Source organism: Paenibacillus sp. EB106-05-06-XG162, from assembly GCF_058791655.1.
Genome location: NZ_JBYTDT010000016.1, coordinates 37,320 through 58,365, shown reverse-complemented (window position 1 = coordinate 58,365; position 21,046 = coordinate 37,320). Strand labels below are relative to the sequence as shown.

Below are 21,046 nucleotides of genomic sequence, written 5' to 3'. Positions count from 1 at the left end.
CTCATTGTAACATGTCGAATTCTTTTTTAGAAATAAGGATATGTATGCTTGACTTGAAACGCATTTCATTCTTTACAATGAACAACATCAGCAGGAATATTCCTAATTCTAGAAGGAGGCTAAGGCATGAGAACCTTTGCGATTGCATCGTATTCATTGTATTTTCTAGCAGGACTGGTCATAACAACGATCGGTTCCGTGATGCCGCAATTGCTTGCTCACTATGAACAATCTTATACGGTCGGGGGGCAAATGGTCTTCGTGAGTGCAGTCGGATTTATTGCAGGCGTGCCGATTTCCGCATGGCTTATGCGAGGATTGAAGAAAGAGAAGTACGTCCTCGCGCTCTCTGCGGTTATCATTGCGATCGCACAGCTCAGTATCTGGTCGCTTCCGTCGTTCGGCTGGGTTGTGGCGCTCAATTTCATGAATAGTGTTGGCGCCGCTGCTATCGAGTGTGTCGTAGCAACGCTCATGATGGAAGTGTTCGTGGGACGCCGTGCGGTGGTTATGAGTTATCTTGAAGTATCATTTGGTATCGGTGCGCTCTGTATGCCGCTGATCGCCAGCGTGTTGATTGCGAACCAGGTCTGGCAGTATTCCTTTTTCGTAACGGCTTGTCTTGGATTGATCATGGCCGTGGTATGGTGCTTCATATCCTTTGCGAAGGAGCGGTCAGATGAGGCAGAGCCGTTGGATGCGAATATCGCACCGCCACCGATGTTCAAGAACAACCACATGAAGCGCTACATTCTGTTCGCATTCGTCTTCTTGATTTTCATCTATAGCGGGATCGAAGGGAGTCTGAATCATTTCATGTCTTCCATCTTCCTGACCCATTTAGAAGTTACACCTTATTACGCTTCACTGAGTATAGGACTATTCTGGATGGCGATGGTAGTCGGCAGAGCAGCTACGGGTTGGATTATTCGCAAAGTAAATTATGCGCAATATTTGCGCTGGAGTATGTTCGGCACGCTCGCGGTGATCATCCTGTTTGCGTTATGTAGGGAGGCCGTGGTCGGCTTTATCTTGGTCATAATGATGGGGTTAACGATGTCGGGAGTCTATTCGATTACGATGGTGTACGCGAATCATACGTTTCCTGGCATGGCGCGGCTCGTGACCAGTCTAGTTACGGCTTTTGCCGGATTCGGAGCAGCGGTCTTCCCTGCCTTGATCGGGTATACGATGGACCATTCTGGCACGGTATCTGCGCTGTGGTATATTGCTGGCTTTGCAGTAATTTATTTGCTCACCCTGCTGCTCGGCATTGGTAGATTCTATCGTCATCAAGCGGGTGTGGCGTTAAACGAATGAACATAGGAGGACTTGAAAATGAGTATTCAAATGATCGCTGTAGATATGGACGGCACGTTTCTAAATGACCGTAAGGACTACAATCGAGATCGCTTTCAGGAGCAGTATGCGGAGATGAAAAGAAAAGGGATTCGCTTTGTCGTAGCTAGCGGGAATCAATATTATCAGCTGAAATCCTTCTTCCTTGAAATTGAACATGAAATCGCTTTTGTTGCGGAGAATGGCGCTTATATCGTTGACGGGAATGAGGAAGTGTTCACAGGTCGAATGTCCGTGGAGACGATTGCGAAGACGCTGGAAATTCTGAAGCACTATCCTTCCTCGAACATTGCGATATGCGGCAAACAAAGTGCGTACATGCACCATGATGAATCCGATGACTATTATGACTATTCCATTCAATTTTACCATCGCATAAAGAGGGTAGAAGATTTAACGCGGATTGAGGATCAACTGTTCAAATTTGCCCTTCGGTTTCCGCTTGAAGAGCTGGATCAAGCACTTGTGAACTTAAAACGTGAGTTAGGGGAGGAGGTTACCCCTGTGGCGTGTGGCCATGGGGATGTGGATATTATTGTAACGGGCATTCACAAGGCGCATGGCATTCGGCTGCTTCAGCAAAAATGGCAGATTGCAGACGATAAGACGGCAGCTTTTGGCGATAGCGGCAATGATATTGAAATGCTAAGGCATGCACATTACAGTTATGCGATGGAGCATGCGAGTGACATTGTGAAGAGGGCGGCAAAGTATCAGATCGGTTCGAATAATGCCGAAGCTGTGCTGGATGCGATAGACAGCTTACTATGAGGGGTACATGGAAGCCATTCCGATGAGGAATTGGCTTCTTTTATTTCATTGGGTTCATGTTACACGAGATAAAAATAATGAAAACGAGCTATTGACACTATGGTGTATTACGGGCATAATACACTCATGAAGTGTATGAACTACATAGTACACACACTTGGCGATGAAGACGAGGGGTGAACATAATGATGAATGAAGGGTGGACGAGTGTTGTTTTTAATAACCGAGACCCTGTCTATCTGCAAGTCGTTAGGCATTTCAAGGAGCAGATCGCAACAGGCCGATTGAAGGCAGGGCAGGTTATTCCTTCCCGCAGAGAACTCGGCGCATTGCTCAAAATAAATCCAAATACAGCACAGAAAGCTTATAAGGAAATGGAGGAGCAGCGGTTGATTATTACAGAGGGAAATTCACCGAGTCGGATTACCGAGGAGGCTGCAATATTGCGAGCTATCCGTTCGGAACTAATAGAAAGTGCAGTGGAATCTTTTGTCGTGTCAGTTCGGAGAATTGATGTTCCCGTCGATGAACTGCTGGATCTTGTCCGGACGAAATATGTGGAGGAACGTGCCCGTACGAATAAAGCGGAGGAGGGGGGCAGCATCCATGATTGAGGTTATTGATGTTCATAAACGTTTTCGTGGACGCAAAGTATTGAACGGTGTCTCCTTCACCGCGGAGAAAGGGCAGATTACATGCCTGATCGGCATCAATGGAGCGGGCAAATCGACGATACTTAAGGCAATTATGGGTCTTACGCCGCTGAAGAGCGGTATGATTCGAATTGATGATGAGCCAGTCGGGCCGGCGATGTATGAGAAGGTTGCTTTCGTACCCGATCACCTAACGACGCCAACCGGGATGAGATTGTCGGAGGGTATCCAGTTCATGAAGGATTTCTATCGGAATTGGAATGACGTTCGTGCAAATGAATTATTGGCGTTCTTTAAGTTGGATCGGACGGAGCGTGTGGGTAACCTGTCTAAAGGGATGGCAGCGAAGTACAGCCTATTACTCGGTTTATCGCAGGACACGGACTACATCTTAATGGATGAGCCGTTCTCAGGGATTGATATGTTCAGCCGCGAGATTATTGCGGAAGTCTTCTCAACGGATCTTATCGAGGATCGTGGGGTACTTCTAACCACGCATGAAATTGATGACATGGAGCATTTGATCGATCAAGCAGTCCTGCTTCAGAATGGTTCGGTTCAGCTTGCCTTTGATTGCGAGGAAATGCGTACGACGGAAGGGAAGTCCGTCATTGATGTGATGAGGGAGGTGTATACGGGATGAATCGGTATTTGAAATTGGTCAACATGGAAATTCATCGCTTCCGGTATATTCTCGCTTCCTTAATGGTGGTAACGCTGCTGTCCCAGTGCGGATCGTTGATTTGGACGCTCCAGCGTGTCGTATCGGCCAAGGAGAAAGGGCTTACCCAAGCGGAGGTCGGATTTGCCATTCCTAAATTCCTTTCGTTCCCATGGGCCATCGTGAATACAAAAGTGTGGTTCATCATCCTGCCGATTTTGCTGAGCATTACCGTGCTGGTCTTGTATTCAATTATCATCTGGTACCGCGATTGGTTCGGTCGGTCGACGTTCATTTATCGGCTGCTGATGCTGCCATCGGCGAGATGGGTACTCTATGTATCTAAGCTGACAGCTATTTTGACCTTTGTATTTAGTATGATTGCTTTCCAATTGGTATTGTTGGTTGGAGAGAATGTGCTCTTTAAAACGATCGTGCCGGCTGGTATGCGAACGGATTCGACTTTCGTTGAAGCGAGTACGATAATCCCTGTGCTGGACACGTTGTTACCAAAGCAATTTGAGCAATTCATCTATTCCTATGGACTAGGGATTATCGGCGTCATCGTCATATTTACAGCGGTTCTACTTGAGCGAAGCTACCGGCGCTTAGGCATTCTGTATGCAATTGGTTATTCCGCAGCATGCGTGGGTGTGATTCTTTCCCCTTTCATTCTAGGTCTGGACCGTTCGAACAGTTATTGGTATCCGAGTGAAATCTATACCATGGAGCTAGCTGCTTGCCTCCTTATCTCTGTAATCTCGGTTTGTCTTGGATTCTGGCTTCTTCGCAAGAAGATTACGGTATAAAGGAGGGATTACGATGAAACGTTATTTACTATCGATTGTTCTCGGCGTCTGTACGCTTGGCATATTGTGTACGTATTATACTTATGGCGCAGCGGATCATTTGCCTGAATATAAGCTGACGACGGTTCAAGGAGATCCGAAAGAGGGTACGGTGATCGAGCTATCCGGCGATTTTGGAGGGAGAATGCGTTCGGAGCCGTTATCTGTAACGGTGGACGGAAGCAAGTATCGGAGTCGAGAGACCCTGCGTGATCAGATTCTAGGTGCGCGCTCATGGGTATATAACAATAAGGAGATGGAACAATGGATACGCGACCACCGGCAGTTCATGCGTGGCAAGGATCAGCTCGAAGGATTTTATAAGGATGAGGAATGGTTGATTTATGTGAAGGTGAAGAGTCCATTGGGACGTGTTAAACAGAAGGAAGTTGAATTAAGTGTGGAGCGATTGAATCTCAAAACCGATGAGGTTCAGCAATACACAACACAAATCCCTGTCAAGTCTGATTCTAGTAATTTCACCAATGTGGTTGATGTACAGCGAATCAAAGATCAGCTTCATGTACTTGCTTCACAGGATACGGATAAATCTATTCAATATTTTGACTATATGCTGAACTTTGAGAGTGGTGCCTTCATCCAGGGGGAACAAATTACGCATTGGAAAAATAAGAACAAAGATATAGAGTTTGATTATGATATCCTCTACAATGCAGGGGCTCCGAGCGGGTATGCTGTGTTTAAGGTGCAAGAGAATAAAGTCAAATCAAGGGGAGAGAATTCTTATACTTTTGAACCAAGTGGGGTGCATCTCTATGTTTACTCGTATCAATCAGGGAAACTATCGGCTTTGCCAGATCCGAAGCAGATTCTTATTCACGGAACCGTCTACGGACATACGGGTGAAGTCCTGAATTATGTCAATGTCGATAAAAATGCCGTTCATCTCTCGCGTTACAATCTCTCTACAGGTCAAGAAGAGCGGGATTATGCCACAATTAAGGCTACAGAGCTAGACGCAGCAGAGATTTTAACGGCTAATCTATTCGAGGATAGAGTCTATGTTTTGATGAAAAAGGGTGCAACTCCGCTTATTGCTGCGCTGGATGTATCTAATGGAAAAGTGCTTTATGTAGGTGAAACGGCGCTTGAAGGATCTGCATTGGATCGTGAAAAAGAAATGAAGTTGTTGAATCTCTATAATATATATATAACCAAGACCACTTCTTAGAAAAGAGGTACAGCCCGATGAATCGAACGATGAGCTTTGGGCATAAGATCGAGATATTAAAAGGGTTAGAGACTTACGGGTATCAAGTTGCGCATTATATGCTGCAGGAAGAGGACCTTGCGTTAGATGCAGTCAAATTAGCTCTACTGGAGATCAGTGCGAAGGATGAGTTTTTCACAGAAGAAATCGCCTCTCAGCGAGCACAATGGCGCAAATTGGTTATGCGTCACGCGATCCACTTGAAGCAGACATGGTTAGTCGCGAAGCAGCGGAATCCTATTCTGAATTAGGGTGATTTTTAACCCTTGATAAGTTGGATGAGAGAAAGACGCCCAAAAAGAAGTTAAAAATGGCTACTAAAGTCTATCGTTCCCGCCTGTCTGACGACAGGCGGTTTTTTATATAATGGAAGAGAAATGTAAGCGATATCTTCGCTTAGAAATAGTGCAGGAGGGATCAAGGATGTCCGATCTGAAACAAACACCTACAACAGAACAACAGGATACGATTAAGTACGTCAAAAATAACGGCGGCCCAATACTCGGCTACTCGACAGCATCAGGCGTCTCCATATTGGAGCAAGACGGACTATTTTTCAAGGATTTAAGCAAAGATGGGACACTCGATAAATATGAAGATTGGCGGTTGTCTGCTGATGAGCGGGCGAAGGACCTTGCTTCCAAAATGACGATCGAACAAATCGCGGGACTCATGCTATACAGTAGACACCAATCGATTCCTGCCGTAAGCACGGGGTGGTTCGCCAGCACGTATGGCGGTAAAACTTACGAAGAGAGCGGTGCGAAGCCTTGGGAGCTGACGGATGAGCAGATCGGGTTCCTGGCAAAAGATCATCTTCGTCATGTACTCGTGACGAGTGTAGAGAGTCCGGAGGTCGCGGCACGGTGGAACAATAAGGTGCAAGCATTTGCCGAAAGAACGGACTTCGGCGTTCCGGCGAATAACAGCTCGGACCCAAGACATAGCTCGGATGCGAACTCCGAATTTAATGCGGGAGCAGGCGGTCATATCTCGATGTGGCCAGAGACCCTCGGACTTGCAGCGACGTTCACCCCTGAGATTACGCGTCAATTCGGGGAAATCGCAGCGAAGGAGTATCGCGCCCTTGGACTAGCAACAGCGCTCTCGCCGCAAATCGATATTGCAACAGATCCGCGTTGGTTCCGGTTCACAGGCACATTCGGGGAAGATTCCAAGCTGACGACGGATCTGGCACGTGCGTATGTCGATGGCTTCCAAACTTCAACCGGGGATCAAGAAATTGCGGACGGCTGGGGCTACAATAGCGTAAATGCGATGGTGAAGCACTGGCCAGGGGGCGGATCTGGCGAAGGTGGTCGGGATGCGCACTACGGCTGCGGTAAGTATGCGGTGTATCCGGGAAATAACTTTGATGAGCATTTGATTCCGTTTACGGATGGCGCGTTCAAGCTGGATGGGAAGACGGATAAGGCTTCTGCCGTGATGCCGTATTACACCGTTTCAGTGGATCAAGATCCAGTGAATGGCGAGAATGTAGGGAACTCGTACAGCAAGTATCTCGTGACCGATTTGCTCCGTGAGAAATATGGGTATGACGGTGTTGTCTGCACAGATTGGCTCATCACTGCGGATGAGTCCGGCAGCAAGGATTCGTTCCTCACGGGTAAACCGTGGGGTGTGGAAGAGCTAAGCATTGCGGAACGCCACTACAAGCTGATCATGGCAGGCGTCGATCAGTTCGGGGGCAACAATGAGATTGAACCTGTGCTGGAAGCGTATCAATTGGGCGTAGCCGAGCATGGTGAGGAATATATGCGTGGTCGATTTGAAAAGTCGGCGGTTCGTCTGCTTCGGAATATTTTCCAATTGGGGCTGTTCGAGAACCCATACTTGGACGTAGAAGAGAGTACACATATCGTCGGCAATCCGGCATTCATGGAAGCGGGGTATGAAGCGCAATTGAAATCGATTGTGATGCTGAAGAATAAGAATCAAATGCTTCCGATGAAGCCGAAGAGCAAGGTCTATATTCCGAAGCGTTATTTGCCAGTGGGGAAAGATTGGTTCGGGTTCCCGACGCCGGAATCGCTCAAACATCCTGTGAATTTGGAGATTGTGGAGAAATATTTCCACGTCACCGATAACCCGGATGAAGCGGATTTCGCGATCGTGTTCATCTGCAGCCCGAACTCGGGCACCGGGTATAGCCAGGAAGATGCAGATCAAGGCGGAAATGGGTATGTGCCGATCAGTCTGCAATATCGGACGTACAAAGCCGAACACGGTCGGGCGCAGAGTCTTGCAGGGGATGCGCGTGATAGCGATGTGCTGAACCGTTCGTATCTTGGCAAGAGCGTAACGCCTCATAATACAACGGATCTCGATAGCGTTCTGGAGACTAAGGCGAAGATGAAGGGCAAGCCGGTCATCGTCTCGATGACCTTAACGAATCCGACGATCGTTGCTGAATTCGAGTCGGAAGTGGATGCGATCATCGCGAACTTCGGTGTACAGGATCAAGCGATTATGGAAATTGTGTCCGGTGCGGTCGAGCCTTCCGCGCTGCTCCCATTGCAGATGCCAGCTAACATGAAGACCGTCGAGGAACAGCTCGAGGATGTCGCACATGACATGGCATGCCATGTGGACTCGGAGAATCGTGTCTATGACTTCGCGTTTGGATTGAATTGGAGCGGTGTGATTGAGGATACGCGTACGGCGAAATATAAGAAAGTGAAGTAGTTGATGTGTATAAGTGGCCCTTATTCCCTGATGGAATAGGGGCTTTTTGTGTGTGGTGTGCTGAGATAGGGTGTCGGTAGGAATAACTGCATTATAGCAGTTATTTTAGGAAGGGCGAGCTGATTTGTCGTAAATAACTGTGATAATGCAGTTAATTCGATTCAAATAGCGCGGGTGGTACCCAAATAGCTGCAAAATAGTAGTTATTTCTCTATTTGAGCCGGAAGGTCGATCGAATAACTGCTTAAAAGCAGTTATTTTCTAAAGTAATGGTTCGACATGCCCAAGGTTCAAAGAGTTTTCGGCCTTTCTTTCTTGCTTATACAGGAACTAAAGGGAATATGAGGAATTAAGTAAGAGTACAACTGAAATATGAATCATCATGCATTCGAATTGGAGTACACACTGCTTCAGCTTAAGACACCAGCTAGTTTCTATACAGATATAGATGATCGTATTGAACGTATCGCCATTAAAATGCTATTTGAACCTGGCACGAAAGACATTGAATTTGTGAAAAAAGTAGTACCTACAATCTGATCGTCAGAGGTGAATGCATATGAGAGACCCCCTTGTTCATCCAGATGGCCGAACGGTCACTTTACTCGATCGTGGAACGGATCGTCGCGGAGATTATTTACATGTTGAACATGTGATTCTGAAGCAGGGTCCGATGAATGGTCCGCATTGGCATCCGGTGCTTCAAGAGACATTTACGGTCAAGGAGGGGCGAATGCGGTTTGTCATTGATGGAGAGGAGAAGATCGTAGAGAAAGGAGAATGCGTCACCATTTCACCTTATCAGATTCATCAGTTCTGGAATGTGAGTGAAGGACGGCTCGTCGCACATCACGAAGTTCGCCCTCCTGGGAATCACTGGGAGATGTTCGAGCTTATCCATAAATTAGAGTGCGAGGGAAAGTTAAACAAGAAAGGAATGCCATCGAATCCCTTTTGGTTAGGCATGGCTTGGGCATGTATCGATGGTTATATCGTGGGTCCGCCACGCTGGGTACAGACGGTGTTCATGGGGGGATTGGCACGACTAGCGAGATTGTTGGGTTACCGTGTTCATAACGAGAAAAACGAAGGATGATTGATATGTTCGAAATGACAGCAATCCCTTACGAGGACAAGACGCTCCTTCACCAACTCATTCAGCTATATCGGTATGACTCGAGTGAGTTTGATGGGCATGCCTTGACGTCGCACGGGTTGTATCTCTACAAATATCTGGACCATCAATGGATAGACGAATATCGCCGTCCGCTGATTTTTAGAGTAGATGGCGAATTAGCGGGTTTCGCTTTGGTTGCTCTAGACGTGCCGAAGGAATTCGTAAAGTTAAGCGAGGCAGATGCGACGAACACGATTAACGATTTTTTTATCATGCGGAAGTTTAGGGGTAAAGGGTATGGCAAGCAAGCGGCATTTGCCATATTCGATCAATTTCCAGGTTCATGGGAAGTCCGCCAGACAGCTGCGAACCTCCCGGCGAATCGCTTCTGGAATCGTGTGATTGAAGAATATACGAACGGAGCTTATACGGAGAAGGAACTGCAAGGGGAAGCATGGCATGGGCCGGTGCAGGTATTTATGACACGTAAGTAGAGGAGCGTTGTAAACGGTGGAAGAACGAAAATCAACCTATAATATTCAGCATTCGAGTATTGGGATGGAAGCCGAGGTCAATCGGTTAAAAGCTCAAGTCCAGATGGGCTGGGAGAAGGAGTTTCGGAACTTACAATGGTATGGGATTCAAGATGGCATGAAGGTGCTAGAAGTTGCTTGTGGTCCAGGGTTTATGACAGAGAAGCTAGTGGAGAATCTACCGAATAGCCAGATTACAGCGCTCGATATCGATCAAGGTCTATTAGATCAAGCGAAGGCATTATTGAAGCTTGCTTCAGCTGATCACGTTGAATTCGTTCAAGCCTCTGCATATCACACAGGGCTGCCGGATAACGAATATGATTTTGCGATAGCGCGGTTGTTATTCCTTCATTTACATGACCCACTCCAAGCCGCACAAGAGATGACGCGTGTTCTGAAACCCGGAGGTAAATTAGTGATTATCGATATTGATGATGGCATATTCGGGGTCATTGAACCGGAAATGGAGATTCTACCATTGATTCTGAGTAAAATAGCGAAGTCACAAGCATCTAACGGAGGAAATCGACATATAGGAAGAAGCTTGCCGCGATTGTTAGCCAGCGCAGGGTATCAAGATGTTGATATGGATGCCGTTATTCAGCATAGTGATCTGCAGGGCCTGGATGGATTTAAGCAGCAGTTTGATAGTGAACGGTTCACCGGATTTTATAAGCGAGGCATACTCAATGCCATGGAGTTCGAGAATTTGAAGCAATCGTACGAAGGTTTTAGCCAGAACGCTGATGCTTATGCCATGATGGTGTTTCTGATGGCGTGTGGGACGAAACCAAAATCAACTGTAGTAACAACGGGTTGAATATTCTACGGGGTTGATTATTTTTGAAGGCTTTGTTATTTTTATCGGACAATTATTGAAGTGACAGGATGGTGGAGAACAATGTCTGAGCAGGTGTATTTAATCAAACCGACGGTAGAGTTAGAGGAAGCTTATTTAGATTTTTATCAGGATTGGATCGCAAGTGGAGAGAGTATGGTCCCATGGGTGATTAGCAAGGATCCATCCGATTTCCAAGAGCTGGTGCTATTTCAGACGGAGCGTGAGAAGGGTGAGAACTTGCCTGATAACTGGGTACCAGATTCTACGTACTGGCTCGTTTCTGAGCAGAATATGGTCATCGGAGCTGTGAACATTAGACATGAACTGAACGAAAGACTGTTCCAATCCGGCGGTCACATTGGCTATGGCATTCGCCCTTCCGAACGACAGAAGGGTTATGCGACCAAGCTTTTGGCTCTTGCACTTCACCAAACCAAGGAACTGGGGATCTCGAAAGCTCTCGTTGTCTGCGATGCGACGAATATTGGATCGGAACGAACGATTCGTAATAATGGAGGAATTGAAGATACGAATTTCGTAGAGGAAGACGGCAATGTTTTGAAAAGATTCTGGATCACAATCTAGAAGAACGACGTATTTGCGAAAAGGTGCGGATCGGATGCTGGTTAATGATCATGGTGATACCCCCTATGATGTGTGTGTTAAACAAGGGCACCTAGAGTTAGCATTACTCTTCAAATAAATAGAACAGTAAGGGAGATTATTTATGGAAAGTAAATCGATTGCACCAGATCTTGTACAAAGTTATGTCGGTAGTGCGCACGGTGATTTTGAGCGTGTTAAAGAGCTGCTTGAGCAAGAGCCTGGCTTATTGAATGCTTGCTGGGATTGGGGGAATGGCGATTGGGAGACGGCTTTAGGAGCTGCCGCGCATATGGGAAGAAGAGATATCGCCGTTTTTCTCATTTCGAAGGGCGCCCGCATGGATATTTTTACGGCAGCTATGCTCGGAAAAATAGATATTGTTCGAAGTCTGATTAGTGATAATCCAGAGCTGAAGAATTGCCTAGGTCCGCATGGTATACCTCTTATTAATCATGCTGAAGCGGGTGGGGCTGAAGCTGCTCAAGTCGTAGAATTTCTAAAGCAATAATAAGCTCATGATCGGAGGGAACCCTCATGAATCTAGCGAATAAAATCACGATAGCAAGAATCGGGCTCATTCCTTTATTTATGTTGGCACTTCAACATTATCCGGTATGGATGGTAGAGCGAATGCCTTTTCTAAGTCAAGTGAACCTGTATGGATCAGGTTTAGCGGTGTTCATCTTCCTCCTGGCCTCAACGACCGACAAACTCGATGGATATATTGCACGTAAATATAATCAGGTGACACCTCTCGGCAAACTGCTGGACCCCTTGGCCGATAAGCTGCTCATTTCGGCAGCGTTATTAATGATGGTGGAACAGCGTATGATTCCGGCGTGGATGGCGGTTCTCATCATTGGCAGAGAAGCAGTGATCACGGGAATTCGGGTCCTTGCTGCTGCAAGAGGCGTAGCACTAGCGGCTGACAAGCACGGCAAGCTCAAAATGGTCCTGCAAGTCGTTGCAATCGCCGCCATTCTACTCAAGAACTATCCATTTGCATGGATCACCTCTTTACCTGTTGATTTTATGTTGATGATCTTGGCGGTTGTCCTAACCATCTATTCAGGGTATAAGTACATCGCGAATAATTATCGTACACTTCACTTATGAATACCTCACCCGCTCTAGAGAAATAATACCTAATATTTCCTGTGAGGAGTTAGGTGAACGATGATAGTTAAACAAAAGGTTCTTATAGCATCCATATCTGGGCTATTGGTGATGTCCGGTTCAATATACGCAGCGGTAGCGAGTTCGAGAATTTTTATCAATGGCGCAGAATTTGCGAGCAGTGTGTTTAACCTGAAAATGGAGAACGGGACGGCGATGGTATCCTTGAAGTCGATCGTCGAAGAACTTCGTGGGAAGGTAGCTTACAAAGACAATGCCTTCTACGTCACGATGCCTGAAGCATCGGAGATGCAAATGCAGATCTATAGTCTCGAAAATGGACTCCAAGCTTATTCGCCAGAGGAAGCGGTTCAGACCTGGATTCGGGGCGTGCAGCGGAGAAGTGGTGGAATGCAATATGCGGTGTTGTCACCAAAGCTTCGTAAGCAGACGAAGAAGGAATTTATGGAGAGCTTCTGGGTGACAGGCGGTTCCAGCCCGCATATGGGCAAGGTGGATGCACTCCAGACGAAGACGATATCGCCGGATCAAGTGCAAATCTCTTTTCACTATCCGCTCGTAGCGCAGGATAAGGTGATCGGTACAGGAAGTGCTGTCTTAACGGTTGACAAAATTAAGCGAGAGTCCTTCGATTATTGGGGAATCTCACGTATTGCCTTGAAGGATCCCGGAGATACGGGTGTGATGATCGGGGCAACCAAGCTAACTTATTAATCAATTGAGGTGATGGGTTGGAACTGAAGTTAAGTCGAGCGAAGGTATCGGAAGCGGAAGTTATATTCAACCTTCAACGCGAAGCATTTCTGCCTTTACTGGAAAAGTACAAGGACTACGATACGAATCCTGCGAATGAATCCATAGAAAAGGTTGTCGCTCGGATTATGAATCCGAGACGTGCCTACTACATGATTCGTTATAACGAAGTATCTGTTGGTGCTATTGGCGTTCGATGGGATGAGACAGAATCACATTATTGGATTAGCCCGATGTTCGTGATTTCGGCCTATCAAGGACTAGGCATCGCGCAACAAGCCATCAATACAGTTGAGAGCATGTACCCAATGGCAGAGACATGGGAATTAGCTACGATCTTAGAAGAGACAAGGAATTGTTATCTCTATGAGAAAATGGGGTACCGCACAACTGGCGCTATGAAGCGACTAAATGAATTTGCAACACTGGTTTTTTATTATAAGAAAATGCAGTCTTCAAAGGCTGCCAGCTGTTGAGAAGCCCTGAGAATAGGGTTTCTTTTTTGGTTTAGGAACTTTTTCCCTCAATTGCAACGCAATATAGGAATGATTCACCGAAGTTTAAAATGCATTCGAGTTCCATAGTACGGGACCTATAATATGAATCCAATCAGTGTTAAAATATGGACAGACCAGAAAAAAACTGCAAAAAAGCAGTTAACCGGCCCGTTCTAGCGCGTCCCGCCTGAAATAGCTGGTAAGACAAACAACCATGAAAGTAGGGTTTCTCCATGAAAGATACAGCACAGATCATGGGAATTCAGTTCCCTAAACGAACACTAGACGAATCCGTTGATATTCTCCGCCAAGTTGTCGAAGAGCCACAACCTGAGTTGTTCCATGTGGTGACGGTAAATCCAGAGATCACAATGGCTTGTCAGAAAAATACCGAGCTACGTTCCATTGTCGAGGAAGCGGGCATGATCACCGCGGATGGGATCGGCATTGTCATGGTCTCCCGTATTAAAGGCAGCCATCTTCCAGAGCGTGTTACGGGATACGATATGCTGCTGAAGCTGCTTGAAGTAGGGAATGAGAAGAACTGGTCCTTTTATTTGCTCGGGGCAGATCCTGTAACCAATCCCAAAGCATGTGAGGTTATTCGAGCTACCTACCCGAATCTTGAGATTTGTGGGAATCAACACGGATTCTTTAAGCCAGAAGAAGAGGGAAGAATCATTGAAGAGATAAGCGCGGCCAAGCCGGATTTTCTGATCGTTGCGCTGGGAGCGCCTTACGCGGAACAGTGGATTCATCAACATAGAACCAAGTTGAATGCGAAAGTCGCAATTGGGGTTGGGGGAAGCCTAGATGTCATTGCTGGAAAATTGAAGCAAACTCCTGAAGTATGGAAGCGTTGGAATGTGGAGTGGTTGTATCGACTCATTCAACAGCCTCATCGTTGGCGTAGACAGTTGATTTTACCGCAGTTTGCGATTCGGGCCATTTTGTACCGCGAGGAACGACGTTAGCATAAGTCCGATACGAGGGTTCAATGCATTAGATCTCATGAAAAGTTGGGGGTGATTGCTTGGCATCACTTCACCGTATACAGTGGATTGATACATGCATTCGAAGGGGAAATTATCCGAATGTTGACGCGATCAAGGAACAATTCGAAATTTCAAGAAGACAAGCGATGCGGGATCTCGAGTATATGCGAGATTCACTCGGAGCGCCAATTGCCTATTGTTCTCGTCGTAGAGGATATTATTATGAGGATGAATCATTTGTAATTCCAGGCCCACAGATTACTGAGAACGAACAAGAAATGCTATCTTCTTTAGCAGCCCATTACGAGGTTCTAGCTCAGCATAATCATCGCACAACGGGAATGTTCACGGAACTAGCAGCGCTATTATCACGTCTTTCGGGCAGACCGCTAAACCTATCGATGAAAATTCATCAGATTCAACGAGATGGCATCATACCATTTCAAGCTGTGGCAAGACTAGAATCTCGGGATAAATCACTGAACAGCATTCCGACCTCGTTACAGCCATATTACCGAGGTCGGAATGAAGAACAGTCCGTGATATTTGAATTCTATGATTCCTATGAATTTATCCCTGCGCTATTAGCCTCAGGATTGACATTCGTCATTACGCATCCCAAATGGTTACGGCAGAAACTCATGCAATATCTCGATCGGATGCACCAGTTACATCGCGGATGATTTCGGCACCGCAGATTTCCGCCGCGTCCAGATCACAACCGGGATCAGTAACAAGGAGAGAAACCCTCCTGCGTAAGACAATACGGCATAACTGCTTGAGGCAACGACCATACCGGAGAGGGCTCCGCCCGCTGCTCCCGCTAATGCCGTAAGTACATCCAGCGTTCCTTGCGTTTTGGCACGTGTCGATGCTGTGGTCGCATCTACGATCAGCGCCGTACCGCTAATGAATCCTAAATTCCACCCTAGCCCCAATAGTGCAAGGGCCGTAATCAAGAGAACGAGGGAATCCCCTGGCGCGATGGCAGCGAGTAACCCTGCAGCGAGCAGTGTAACTCCAGATGTGTAAGCCATGAAAGTCCGTCCCAATTTATCCACGAGGATACCTGTAACAAGAGAAGGGAAATACATGGCACCGACGTGGATTCCAATAACGAGTCCCACTTCACTCAGTCCGTGTCCATGGTGCTTCATATGGATTGGTGTCATCGTCATGATGGCAACCATTACAAGTTGGGTTAAGACCATGACGGTTGTCCCCACAATGATCCCACGATTGTTGACGATAGAAGATTGATCTGTAGATGGATTCGCCTCAGCAGATTTCTTCGGTTGCTGTCCATCCCAGCTCTTTGCGATCAACAGTGGATCTGGTCTGAGAAATGCCAGTAATACGAGTCCGGCAAGGATAAATGCTGCGGCCCCTAGCATAAATGGGCCTGCTAATGCAGGAACTCCCACAGAGAGGGCGAACCAACCCATCGGCTCGACTAAATTCGGACCTGCTACGGCGCCAAAGGTTGTCGAGACCATGGCAATACTAATGGCTGTTGCTCGTTGGGTAGGCCCCGCTAGATCCGTCCCTGCATAACGAGCTTGGAGATTGGTTGCGGTTCCCGCTCCGTATACACACAGCGAGGCGAACAATAAGATGATATTACTCATGATTGCAGCCATGACAACGCCAATCGCACCTATTCCACCCACTAGAAATCCTAGGCCGAGCCCGAGCCGCCGCCCCGAACGTTGGGAGAATCGACCGATGAGAAAAGCGGATAAGGCAGAACCTAATGTGAGTAGGGCAGCCGGAATTCCGGCATAGCTATCTGTCCCGAGCATCTCTTGGGCTAATAGCGCCCCAACCGTTACCCCCGCAGCGAGACCTGCACCGCCAAAAATCTGAGAAATAACGACAATGAGCAGTGTTCTTTTATACAGCCTCTGCTGCTCGACAGGGGAATGTATGTAGCGATCCGCTTTTTTTCTATTATTCTGGATAGCGGATGAATGTTCGTGTTTAAGCTCCATTCAAAATCACCTCCATTTAACAATACCACATGACAATATATGGCACACCCCTATGATATATTTGAGGTAGTTCAAAAATTCAAGAACACGAATTTACGAATCATAACGCTAACAGCGAAGATGGAGGTTTTTTTCGATGACTCAAGCATCTTTTCAAGCTGGAACAACGACAGCAAGATTAAGTCCATGTTGGACGACCTATCTCGGTGCAGTACATGGTGTATTAACTGCAGCGCAAATGACGGATCTCTCTTTCAGCGAGATGGCGGGGATGACAGGAATGGCCTTTCAATTGATCGTACATAAGCACTGCGATGTGGCATCGATTACCGTCTACGATTGGGTAGGGCGCCACCGTAATGCGTTGGATCGGATTGGCGTGTTGTCGGAGGTCTATCATTATGAGCCGGGAGCACGAACCTATGAAGCAGCCCGAATACGAGCTGTTGAACATATTAAAGCTTCGATCGATCGCGGAATCGGCGTTATAGCTTGGGCTATCGATACGGGAGAGTTCGGGGTGATTTACGGGTACGATGATGAAGATGGCGTATTCCTCGTAGATGGTGTGGATAAATTCAACCGGACACTTGGCAGTGATCCGATGCTGTATGCGAATATTGCGAAGAAGTTCTCGCCCGCCCCGTTTCTTCATTATCAAATTCCAGTTGAGCGTGTGCCTTATGACTGCGAGCAAGTGTATCGAGACTCGTTACATTATTATGTGAACGAAATGGAGAAAGAGGAGCATATTGCTCCGGATTTCCAATGTGGATTCAAGGCATATGATAACTGGATTCAATCGCTAAGAGAGGCATCCTATCAGGATTTCGGACTGCGATATTTGGTATCGGTCTATGCGGAATCGAAAATGTGTGCTGCGGAGTATGTTCGCAAGTTATCAGAGACGTGGATGGGAATATCCGGGTTAGCTGATATTGCAGCGAAATTCGAAGAAGTATGGGAGATCTATCGGGTGATGTCGGAAGAGGTGCTCGTGCAGGACTGGAATGGAAATCAGCATCTTGGCAAGCACGTATCGAAGACGCAGGTACAGCAAATGATACCGCTTCTGGAGCGGGCTAGGGCATTAGAGGTAGAAACGGTCGGTCTGGTTAGACAAGCATTATCGATAAGCTGAGGAGAAGATCACACCTCGATCGCGGATCTTCTCCACCAATCATCAATCAGCCGGTAGTCTTCTAATATAAAATGAACATATTAATGTCGTGACCCAACGCTTTCAAATAATTGAACAACTGGGCGCGGTGATGGAACACGTGGGTAACGACTTCAATAAGCCATTTGACTTGGACGGAACCTTCTTCCGCATAGAAGGCCTTGGTGGATTTGTTTAGAAAATCTTCTTTATCCAGGGAAACCATATAGTCCTTCAGTGCTTCGTAGCTCTGCTGCATGCTATCACATAACTGCTGTGGATCCGTTACGTCCTGAATACTACCTTCGATGCGCGCGAATTCGGAGCCATCCTGTTCCTGGATAATAGCGAGGTCGGTTGCAGGGAGCATGACGAGATGGTGTGTCAACTCGCGTAAGGAGCGCATGTTCTCCTGTGGACGATAATCCCACTGTTCGGGTGTAATGAGACCAACCAATCGTTGTGTGCTGACCACGCCATGCTCTAATTCATGTAACAAGTGGTCACGAATGATGGATACGTTACTCATAATAGAATTCCTCCTCAGTAAATGGGTTGCTGTTTCATAGATGCAATTTATTAGATTCATCGTAACGAATTCACTAGGGTTTAGCAATTTTTACATAAATCCACGGTTGAGAGGTATCCACTATGCTAGAGATCATAAAAGGACCATACTTGCAATCTCCCAAAGTAGACGGCATGACGATCATGTGGGAGACTTCCGTGCCTGCTTCGTCGAGCGTTGAAGTATTGCTAGCTGAACGCATCCATAGCGGGCATCAGGGCAATTACCGCAAGCCAGATCAGGTATTGTGCACGATTCAGCATGAAGATTTTACGACGATTCATCACGTCACTGTGGAGGGGTTGGCACCGGAACAGCTGTATTTCTACCGCATTTCATCCAGAGATACAGACAGCGAAGTGATGTCTGACGCCTATCCCTTGAAGACTGCCGTTCCACCCGGTGGAGCATTCTCCTTCGCGGTCACCAGCGAGACGGGAGGATATAGCGGATTCGATACGACCGGAGGAGCGATTAATCGACGCATCTTCCAACAAATGCAGCGCTATCGTCCTGATTTGGCTTTATTTATTGGGGATATCGTGAATGATGGGCGGGAGTATGAAGATTGGGAGACGTATTTTTTCGGCCCGGGCCGAGACTTCCTTACGAATACTCCCTTTTATAGCTGCCTTGGCAATCATGAGTGCAACGGTGAGTGGTACTATAAGCTTCTCGATTTTCCAGCCCCTCGGAACTACTATTCGTTCGATTATGGCGATGTTCATTTTACATGTCTGGACACCACGAGCTTTATTCCCGATGACACTTACCCGTACGCAAATGGAGGTATTGCACCGGGCAACGCACAGTTTGATTTTCTTGTTCAAGATCTGGCTTCTTCGACGGCCAAGTGGAAGATTGTCTTCTTTCACTATCCACCGTATGTCTCTGGCGGTTATCAAGTGGAGGATCTGCGGCAGCTAAGTTCAGTTTTCGAGGCAAGTGGGGTGGATCTCGTGTTCACTTCCCATACGATTGTCTACGAACGGAGCCATCCCCTATATCAAGGACAGATCGATGAGGCGCGAGGCATTACCTATATCGTGGCGGGCGGTGCAGGAGCAATGCCAGCGTGGTTGCTTCCGAAGCGGGAATGGCATACGTCCCAATCGGTAGCGGTACCGCATTTCGTGCAGGTAATCGTCACATCATCCAGATTAGAGGTTCGAGCCATCGATGATGAGGGGCGGCTGTTCGATCAATTTATTCTCAAAAAAGATCAAGCGAATCAGAGAACATATTTATAATGCAACCAAAAGAGCGCCCCATCGGAGCGCTCTTCGTCATTTTACTAAATTATGATTCGTTATTTTTCACTTTCATCTGAACCGGATCTGGAGCGCTAAGTCTTGATCTGAGGGCCAAAATAAACCCAAGGAATAGGATGATCGCCGCTGAGATGTACGGGAAATTCAAGTTCATATCGAACAGGACGCCTGCCACGGCAGGTCCGGCGATATTTCCGAGACTCGTGAATGCGGAGTTCAACCCGGCGATATACCCCTGTTGGTCTTCGGCCACCTTGGACATTTGCGTACCGATCGCCGGTCGCAAGATATCAATCGACAGGAACAGGATGAATGTGACGACAATAATCAGCCAATACGTGTGAACAGCGAGTGTTAACAGAACAAATATGCTTGCGATGAGCAGACAGGTGCTGATCACTTTTTTCTCGCCGAATCGGTTAAGCAGCCATCCAAAGATCGTGACCTGGACCACAGCGCCTGCGATGGAACCGAATGTAATAATGAAGGCAATATCTTTCGCGGTGAATCCGAATTTGTGATCCACGAACAGGCCGAAGATCGTCTCATAATTGGCGAGGCCGAATGAACACACGAATACAATGATCAGACTGATGAAGTATGGCTCGCGATAGGATTGCAGAACCTGCTTGATCAGAGGTTGTTTCTTTCGTTTCTCGTTATTGGCTGCGGTACGCTTCTCCACAGATCGAGATTCCGGCAGGATCAAGAAGGTAAGGACAGCTGCGATGACTCCGGCGACTGCGGCCGAGTAGAAAGGCACACGAATCCCGAAATCTGCGATATATCCTCCAATTCCTGGACCAATAATAAAGCCGGTTGTGATTGCTGCATTGATGAGTCCCATCCCTTTGGCACGCTCTTCAACCGACGTCACATCAGCAGTGTAAGCCATGACGGAAGGCATAATGAGCGCCGCACCCACCCCTCCGAGCATCCGGGAGAGGAATAATAGCGTAGGTGCATTCGCAGCACCGAATAAATATTCGGAGATCGCGAAAACAATCAGTCCGGCGATGATCGTCTTTTTACGACCCAATGTATCGGATAGACGCCCTGCGATCGGCGAGCAGATGAGCTGGGTGACCGAAAATGCTGCGACGAGCAGACCAACGACACTTCCGGAAATATGAAGCTCGTTCATATACGTTGGCATAATCGGAATGACAAGACCAATTCCGGTAAAGACTAGAAATAGATTTAACATGAGGAGCAGCAAGGCCCCACGATTACGTAGTAATAATGACATAATAATCTCCTTAACTGTTGAAAAAAATAGAATAATACTGAATGTTCGGTCTATATTTAATGAAAATATTCGACCCTTTCGTTTACTAGAGAGGGCC

23 protein-coding genes are annotated in these 21,046 nt (G+C 47.0%); 20 read left to right on the top strand and 3 right to left on the bottom strand.

Annotation, left to right across the window (positions count from 1 at the left end; translation table 11 throughout):
• Positions 1 to 126: 126 nt before the first annotated feature.
• The 18 genes from AC3WU2_RS24965 to AC3WU2_RS24880 all read left to right on the top strand — a co-directional run bounded on the left by AC3WU2_RS24965 (position 127) and on the right by AC3WU2_RS24880 (position 15,394).
• Positions 127 to 1,320, top strand: a complete 1,194-nt coding sequence (locus AC3WU2_RS24965; protein WP_492457697.1) for an MFS transporter — start codon at positions 127 to 129, stop codon at positions 1,318 to 1,320.
• An 18-nt stretch (positions 1,321 to 1,338) separates the two neighbouring features.
• A complete protein-coding gene (locus AC3WU2_RS24960) occupies positions 1,339 to 2,130 on the top strand; it encodes a Cof-type HAD-IIB family hydrolase (RefSeq protein WP_492457696.1) in 792 nt (263 codons plus the stop codon).
• Between the two features lie 185 nt (positions 2,131 to 2,315).
• On the top strand, positions 2,316 to 2,744 hold the full coding sequence (locus tag AC3WU2_RS24955; RefSeq protein WP_492457695.1) for a GntR family transcriptional regulator: 429 nt from the start codon (positions 2,316 to 2,318) through the stop codon (positions 2,742 to 2,744).
• Entirely contained in the window at positions 2,737 to 3,426 is a 690-nt protein-coding gene (locus tag AC3WU2_RS24950) for an ATP-binding cassette domain-containing protein (protein ID WP_492457694.1), read from the top strand. The genes AC3WU2_RS24955 and AC3WU2_RS24950 overlap by 8 nt, the downstream gene beginning before the upstream one ends.
• Positions 3,423 to 4,253 carry a hypothetical protein gene (locus AC3WU2_RS24945; protein ID WP_492457693.1) on the top strand — a complete coding sequence of 277 codons (831 nt, stop codon included), beginning with the start codon at positions 3,423 to 3,425 and terminating at the stop codon, positions 4,251 to 4,253. The genes AC3WU2_RS24950 and AC3WU2_RS24945 overlap by 4 nt, the downstream gene beginning before the upstream one ends.
• Before the next feature lie 13 nt (positions 4,254 to 4,266).
• Entirely contained in the window at positions 4,267 to 5,484 is a 1,218-nt protein-coding gene (locus AC3WU2_RS24940) for a hypothetical protein (RefSeq protein WP_492457692.1), read from the top strand.
• Positions 5,485 to 5,501: 17 nt separating this feature from the next.
• Positions 5,502 to 5,774 (top strand): hypothetical protein, encoded by a 273-nt coding sequence (locus AC3WU2_RS24935; protein ID WP_492457691.1) that lies wholly within the window; start codon positions 5,502 to 5,504, stop codon positions 5,772 to 5,774.
• A gap of 172 nt (positions 5,775 to 5,946) precedes the next feature.
• Positions 5,947 to 8,229, top strand: a complete 2,283-nt coding sequence (locus tag AC3WU2_RS24930) for a glycoside hydrolase family 3 protein (protein WP_492457690.1) — start codon at positions 5,947 to 5,949, stop codon at positions 8,227 to 8,229.
• Between the two features lie 559 nt (positions 8,230 to 8,788).
• Positions 8,789 to 9,325 carry a cupin domain-containing protein gene (locus AC3WU2_RS24925; protein WP_492457689.1) on the top strand — a complete coding sequence of 179 codons (537 nt, stop codon included), beginning with the start codon at positions 8,789 to 8,791 and terminating at the stop codon, positions 9,323 to 9,325.
• A 5-nt stretch (positions 9,326 to 9,330) separates the two neighbouring features.
• Positions 9,331 to 9,840 carry a GNAT family N-acetyltransferase gene (locus AC3WU2_RS24920; RefSeq protein WP_492457688.1) on the top strand — a complete coding sequence of 170 codons (510 nt, stop codon included), beginning with the start codon at positions 9,331 to 9,333 and terminating at the stop codon, positions 9,838 to 9,840.
• Positions 9,841 to 9,856: 16 nt separating this feature from the next.
• On the top strand, positions 9,857 to 10,702 hold the full coding sequence (locus AC3WU2_RS24915; RefSeq protein WP_492457687.1) for a class I SAM-dependent methyltransferase: 846 nt from the start codon (positions 9,857 to 9,859) through the stop codon (positions 10,700 to 10,702).
• Between the two features lie 81 nt (positions 10,703 to 10,783).
• The gene (locus tag AC3WU2_RS24910; protein WP_492457686.1) at positions 10,784 to 11,308 is read left to right on the top strand and encodes a GNAT family N-acetyltransferase; all 525 of its coding nucleotides are present in this window, start codon (positions 10,784 to 10,786) and stop codon (positions 11,306 to 11,308) included.
• A 142-nt stretch (positions 11,309 to 11,450) separates the two neighbouring features.
• The gene (locus tag AC3WU2_RS24905) at positions 11,451 to 11,837 is read left to right on the top strand and encodes an ankyrin repeat domain-containing protein (protein ID WP_492457685.1); all 387 of its coding nucleotides are present in this window, start codon (positions 11,451 to 11,453) and stop codon (positions 11,835 to 11,837) included.
• 26 nt (positions 11,838 to 11,863) lie between these two features.
• The gene (pgsA, locus tag AC3WU2_RS24900) at positions 11,864 to 12,445 is read left to right on the top strand and encodes a CDP-diacylglycerol--glycerol-3-phosphate 3-phosphatidyltransferase (RefSeq protein WP_492457684.1); all 582 of its coding nucleotides are present in this window, start codon (positions 11,864 to 11,866) and stop codon (positions 12,443 to 12,445) included.
• Between the two features lie 60 nt (positions 12,446 to 12,505).
• Complete coding sequence (locus tag AC3WU2_RS24895) at positions 12,506 to 13,180, top strand: hypothetical protein (protein ID WP_492457683.1); 675 nt, start codon at positions 12,506 to 12,508, stop codon at positions 13,178 to 13,180.
• 17 nt (positions 13,181 to 13,197) lie between these two features.
• Positions 13,198 to 13,695, top strand: coding sequence for a GNAT family N-acetyltransferase (locus AC3WU2_RS24890; protein WP_492457682.1), 498 nt, complete (start codon positions 13,198 to 13,200; stop codon positions 13,693 to 13,695).
• A gap of 254 nt (positions 13,696 to 13,949) precedes the next feature.
• Positions 13,950 to 14,690 carry a WecB/TagA/CpsF family glycosyltransferase gene (locus AC3WU2_RS24885; protein ID WP_492457681.1) on the top strand — a complete coding sequence of 247 codons (741 nt, stop codon included), beginning with the start codon at positions 13,950 to 13,952 and terminating at the stop codon, positions 14,688 to 14,690.
• A gap of 59 nt (positions 14,691 to 14,749) precedes the next feature.
• Complete coding sequence (locus AC3WU2_RS24880; RefSeq protein WP_492457680.1) at positions 14,750 to 15,394, top strand: hypothetical protein; 645 nt, start codon at positions 14,750 to 14,752, stop codon at positions 15,392 to 15,394.
• Here AC3WU2_RS24880 and AC3WU2_RS24875 read toward each other — a convergent pair.
• On the bottom strand, positions 15,380 to 16,702 hold the full coding sequence (locus AC3WU2_RS24875; RefSeq protein ID WP_492457679.1) for an MFS transporter: 1,323 nt from the start codon (positions 16,700 to 16,702) through the stop codon (positions 15,380 to 15,382). The genes AC3WU2_RS24880 and AC3WU2_RS24875 overlap by 15 nt on opposite strands.
• 136 nt (positions 16,703 to 16,838) lie before the next feature.
• Between AC3WU2_RS24875 and AC3WU2_RS24870 the strand changes: the two genes are divergently transcribed.
• Positions 16,839 to 17,843 carry a hypothetical protein gene (locus AC3WU2_RS24870; RefSeq protein ID WP_492457678.1) on the top strand — a complete coding sequence of 335 codons (1,005 nt, stop codon included), beginning with the start codon at positions 16,839 to 16,841 and terminating at the stop codon, positions 17,841 to 17,843.
• A 61-nt stretch (positions 17,844 to 17,904) separates the two neighbouring features.
• Here the strand turns inward: AC3WU2_RS24870 and AC3WU2_RS24865 are convergent, their stop codons facing one another.
• Positions 17,905 to 18,390, bottom strand: a complete 486-nt coding sequence (locus AC3WU2_RS24865; protein ID WP_492457677.1) for a DinB family protein — start codon at positions 18,388 to 18,390, stop codon at positions 17,905 to 17,907.
• 122 nt (positions 18,391 to 18,512) lie between these two features.
• Here AC3WU2_RS24865 and AC3WU2_RS24860 point away from each other — a divergent pair, with 122 nt between their 5' ends.
• Positions 18,513 to 19,679, top strand: a complete 1,167-nt coding sequence (locus tag AC3WU2_RS24860; protein WP_492457676.1) for a purple acid phosphatase family protein — start codon at positions 18,513 to 18,515, stop codon at positions 19,677 to 19,679.
• A gap of 49 nt (positions 19,680 to 19,728) precedes the next feature.
• Here the strand turns inward: AC3WU2_RS24860 and AC3WU2_RS24855 are convergent, their stop codons facing one another.
• The gene (locus AC3WU2_RS24855) at positions 19,729 to 20,949 is read right to left on the bottom strand and encodes an MFS transporter (protein ID WP_492457675.1); all 1,221 of its coding nucleotides are present in this window, start codon (positions 20,947 to 20,949) and stop codon (positions 19,729 to 19,731) included.
• Positions 20,950 to 21,046 lie beyond the last annotated feature (97 nt).